Source organism: Sphingomonas bacterium (assembly GCF_903644135.1).
Classification (GTDB): domain Bacteria; phylum Pseudomonadota; class Alphaproteobacteria; order Sphingomonadales; family Sphingomonadaceae; genus Sphingomonas.
In genome coordinates, this window is the sequence record NZ_CAHJXA010000288.1 from 1 (window position 1) to 3,692 (window position 3,692).

At 69.0% G+C, this 3,692-nt stretch carries 5 protein-coding genes; 2 read left to right on the forward strand and 3 right to left on the reverse strand.

Annotated elements, in window-relative coordinates:
* A partial coding sequence (gene dinB / locus HUU96_RS13080) for a DNA polymerase IV (RefSeq protein ID WP_174293200.1) occupies nucleotides 1-975 on the reverse strand: 975 nt, incomplete at its 3' end.
* A gap of 152 nt (nucleotides 976-1,127) precedes the next feature.
* On the opposite strand from dinB, the gene HUU96_RS13085 reads away from it, so the two are divergent.
* Nucleotides 1,128-1,664, forward strand: coding sequence for a homogentisate 1,2-dioxygenase (locus HUU96_RS13085; protein ID WP_174293201.1), 537 nt, complete (start codon nucleotides 1,128-1,130; stop codon nucleotides 1,662-1,664).
* A gap of 4 nt (nucleotides 1,665-1,668) precedes the next feature.
* On the opposite strand, the gene HUU96_RS13090 is transcribed toward HUU96_RS13085, so the two are convergent.
* The gene (locus tag HUU96_RS13090; RefSeq protein ID WP_174293202.1) at nucleotides 1,669-1,875 is read right to left on the reverse strand and encodes a TOBE domain-containing protein; all 207 of its coding nucleotides are present in this window, start codon (nucleotides 1,873-1,875) and stop codon (nucleotides 1,669-1,671) included.
* Between the two features lie 88 nt (nucleotides 1,876-1,963).
* Here HUU96_RS13090 and HUU96_RS13095 point away from each other — a divergent pair, with 88 nt between their 5' ends.
* Nucleotides 1,964-3,364 carry a glycoside hydrolase family 47 protein gene (locus tag HUU96_RS13095; RefSeq protein ID WP_174293203.1) on the forward strand — a complete coding sequence of 467 codons (1,401 nt, stop codon included), beginning with the start codon at nucleotides 1,964-1,966 and terminating at the stop codon, nucleotides 3,362-3,364.
* On the opposite strand, the gene HUU96_RS13100 is transcribed toward HUU96_RS13095, so the two are convergent.
* A complete protein-coding gene (locus HUU96_RS13100; RefSeq protein ID WP_174293204.1) occupies nucleotides 3,316-3,654 on the reverse strand; it encodes a GCN5-related N-acetyltransferase in 339 nt (112 codons plus the stop codon). The two genes, HUU96_RS13095 and HUU96_RS13100, sit on opposite strands and share 49 nt — an antisense overlap.
* Nucleotides 3,655-3,692: the final 38 nt, after the last annotated feature.

A 3,692-nucleotide genomic window follows, 5' to 3' on the forward strand; every position in this document is an offset into this window, starting at 1 on the left:
CTCGCCGACCGCCAGCAAGCCGGCGCGGGTATCGACCGGCGTTGCCACCGAGCGGGCGCGGGTGATGGTGGTGAAGTCGGCATGGCGCAGCTTCAGCGTCACCGTGCGACCGCGCGCGCCGTTGCGCTCGATCCGCTCCCACGCCGCGTCGGCGACGACACCCAGCGCTGCCGATAGCTCGGCCGGATCGGTGAGGTTGGTCGAGAAGGTGCGCTCCGCCCCGATCGACTTGGCGATGCGGTGGGCGCGAACGGCGCGGTTGTCCTCGCCGCGCGCGGCGGCGTGGAGATAGCCGGCATAGCTGCCGAAATGCTGCTGGAGGAAGGGCAGGGGATGGTCGCACAGGTCCGCCCCGGTCAGGATGCCGAGCCGTTCCATCCGCCGCGCCGTCACCGGCCCCACGCCGTGGAAGCGCGCGACCGGCAACGATGCGACGAACGCTGCGCCGCGGCCGGGCGGGATCACGCACAGGCCATCGGGCTTGTTCTGGTCCGACGCGAGCTTGGCGATGAACTTGTTGTAGCTCACCCCGGCGGAGGCGGTCAGGCCTGTCTCTGCCCTGATCCGCGCCCTGATCTCCTCCGCGGCGGCGCGCGCCGAGCCCAGCCCGCGGCGATCGTCGCTGACGTCCAGATACGCCTCGTCCAGCGATAGCGGCTCGATCGCGTCGGTATAGTCGGCGAAGATGGCGCGGATCTGGCGCGAGACGCCGTGATAGATTTCAAACCGCGGCTTGACGAAGACCAGGTCGGGGCAGCGCCGCCGCGCCTCCCCGCCCGGCATCGCCGAGCGCACGCCGAACACCCGCGCCTCATAGCTTGCCGCCGCGACGACGCCGCGCGCCGAGCGTCCGCCGACCGCGACCGGCAGGCCGCGCAGGGCAGGATCGTCGCGCTGCTCCACCGACGCGTAGAAGGCATCCATGTCGACATGGATGATCTTGCGCGGCGGCGGGGGCGGCTCCTCCTCGGCCATGGAGCTGCCTTAGCGCAGAAGAACAAAAGGGGGTAGCTCGCTTCCATGGTTTCAGCACGTCACCCCGGCCTTGAGCCGGGGTCCCGCTGCCTCTACGCAGGCCGGTACGAGCGAGACTCCGGGTCAGGTCCGGGGTGACGGAGGAACGGGTCATGGCTTGGTGGATGATCGCGGCAGCTCTGGCGAGCGGCGCGCCGGCGCAGGATGCGATGGCCGGCATGGCGATGAAGCCGGCCGCGGCCTGTCCCGCCACGCCGGCACCGCTGCCGGCCGACTATGCCGGCTGGCCCACGATGACGGCGCTCAAGGCGGGTGCCAAAGCCGACGCTGCGGCGGGGCTGACGCTTGGCACCGGCGCGCGCGTGACGTTGTTGCCCACCCCGCAGGTGACCTATGCGGCGACGATGAAGCACATGGGCACGCCAGCCGACTTCGGCGGCAGTCTCGCCTTCCTGGTCGTCAAACCGGGCCGCTATCGCGTCTCGCTCGGCGCGGCGGCCTGGATCGACGTGGTGCAAGGCGCGACAGTGATGACCAGCGTCGCGCACGGTCATGGTCCCGACTGCTCGGGCATCCGCAAGATCGTCGAGTTTGATCTGACTCCCGGAGCCTATCTGCTCCAGGTCGCCGGCAACACGGCATCGACTTTGGGAGTGATGGTTGCGCCGGTGACGGCGGCTGCCGGTTGAGCGGTTACTTGCCGATCATCACGTCGCTGGCCTTCACGATCACCGTCACCTGATCGCCTTCGGCCAGACCCAGATCGGCGATCGCCTCCTCGGTGATGCTGGCGGTGACGATGACGCCGTCGCCGATCTCGACCTTGACCGTGCCGTTAACCGCTCCGGGAGTGATGGCGACCAGCCGGCCGGCGATCTGGTTGCGTGCGCTGATGTTCATGCCTGTTCCTAGGCAGATCGCGGCGGCGGAGCAACCGGATCGGATGCGATCCGTTCATGGATTATCGCCACCGCCGAAAGAGCGCTCCATGACCCTGTCCCGCCGCTCGCTCCTTGCCGGTGCTGCCGCTACGCTGCCGTTGATCGCGACGCCGGCTGCCGCGCAGGAGGACTGGGCGAGCCTGGCCGCCGCGGTCAAGGCGGAGATGCGCTGGGCCTGGCATCAATATCGCGCCGTCGCCTGGGGGCAGGACGAGGTGAAGCCGGTATCGGGCACTGGTCAGTCGTTTCTCATCAAGAACGCCAGCGTCGGCCTATCGATCGTCGAAGCGCTCGACACGCTGTGGCTGATGGGGCTGGACGCCGAGCTGGAGGACGGCGTGCGCTGGATCCATCAGCACCTGACCTTCAACCTCGACGGCGACGCGCAGCTGTTCGAGGCGTCGATCCGGCTGGTCGGCGGGCTGTTGTCGGGTCATCTCGCCACCAACGACGCGCGGCTGCTGGAGCTGGCGCACGACTTGGCGACGCGGATGATGCCGTGTTTCGCGACGCCGACTGCGATGCCGATGCGCTTCGTCAACCTGCGCACCGGCGCGGTGCGGGACCCCAACTCCTTTCCGGCGGAGATCGGTGGCGGCTGCCTGCCCGAATATTGGACGCTGTCGCAGCTGACCGGCGATCGCCGCTTCTACGATGTCGCGCTCGCCGCGACGCTGGCGCTGGTCGCCAGGCGCTCGCCGCTCGGCCTGTACGGCGAGTCGATCGACGTCACGACCGGCCAGTGGACCGGCCGCCGCGCCACGGTCGGGCCACCGACCGACAGCTTCTTCGAATATCTGTGGGACGGCTGGCGGCTGACCGGCGACACGCGGCTGCGCGACGCCTATCAGGCGGCGACGCTCGCGATCCGCACGCAGATGGCTGATCGCTCGACCGGATTGCTGTGGTTCGCCGATGTCGACTTCGCGACCGGCGCGCGGGTCAATGCCGACCAGGACGAACTCAGCGCCTTCTACCCCGGTCTGCTTGCCGAAGGTGGTGACCTCGACGCCGCGCGGCTGCACATGGCGAGCTGGATCGCGGCGCAGGCACGCTACGGCATCTTGCCCGAGGGGTTCGACGTGCGCACCTGGGCGGTGACGCAACCGACCAACGCGCTGCGCCCGGAGCTGGCCGATGCCGCCGTCACCTTGTGGCTGCACGATCGCGACGACCGCTGGCGCGGCGTGGCGCGCGACCATTTCCTAGCAATGCGGCGCTGGATGAAGGCTCCGCACGGCTATTCGGGGCTGAGCGACGTGTCGATCCGGCCGACCGGCAAGGATGCGCTGGGCGTGTTCGCCTTCGACGACCACTGCCCGGGCTATTGGTGGTCGGAGCAGATGAAATATTATTGGTTGATCTTCAGCGACACGCGCCGCTTCGACTATGCCGACCATTATCTGTCGACCGAGGGCAACGTTTTGCGCGGGTTACGCCGCGCCTGAGGCTTGCCGCGCCAAGCGAGCGATTGGTCGTTGAGCGCGGCGAGGTCGGTGTCGCCTGCTGCAACGGACCGGCCTAAGGCGATCGCGGCGGCGAGGCGCTCGGCGTCGAGGTGGCGATAGGCGGGGCGGTCGTGAATGTGGTCGTACCAGCAGCCGCCGACCGCGTGGTCGAGCAGGATGCGCTGGAAGCAATGGTCGGCGCTGACCGGCCAGCCGCGTTCGTGCGCCAGCGCGGGGAGGGTGGCGCGGGTGAGGGTAAGCCAGGCGGCTTCGAGGTCGGGGCGGTTCATGTCGGCTCACCTGAGGACCGTCATGGGCAAAGCCCATG

Coding starts and splice junctions, on each gene's coding strand:
- HUU96_RS13085 (WP_174293201.1), top strand. CDS start 1,128: ATGGCTTGGTGGATGATCGCGGCAGCTCTGGCGAGCGGCGCGCCGGCG.
- HUU96_RS13090 (WP_174293202.1), bottom strand. CDS start 1,875: ATGAACATCAGCGCACGCAACCAGATCGCCGGCCGGCTGGTCGCCATC.
- HUU96_RS13095 (WP_174293203.1), top strand. CDS start 1,964: ATGACCCTGTCCCGCCGCTCGCTCCTTGCCGGTGCTGCCGCTACGCTG.
- HUU96_RS13100 (WP_174293204.1), bottom strand. CDS start 3,654: ATGAACCGCCCCGACCTCGAAGCCGCCTGGCTTACCCTCACCCGCGCC.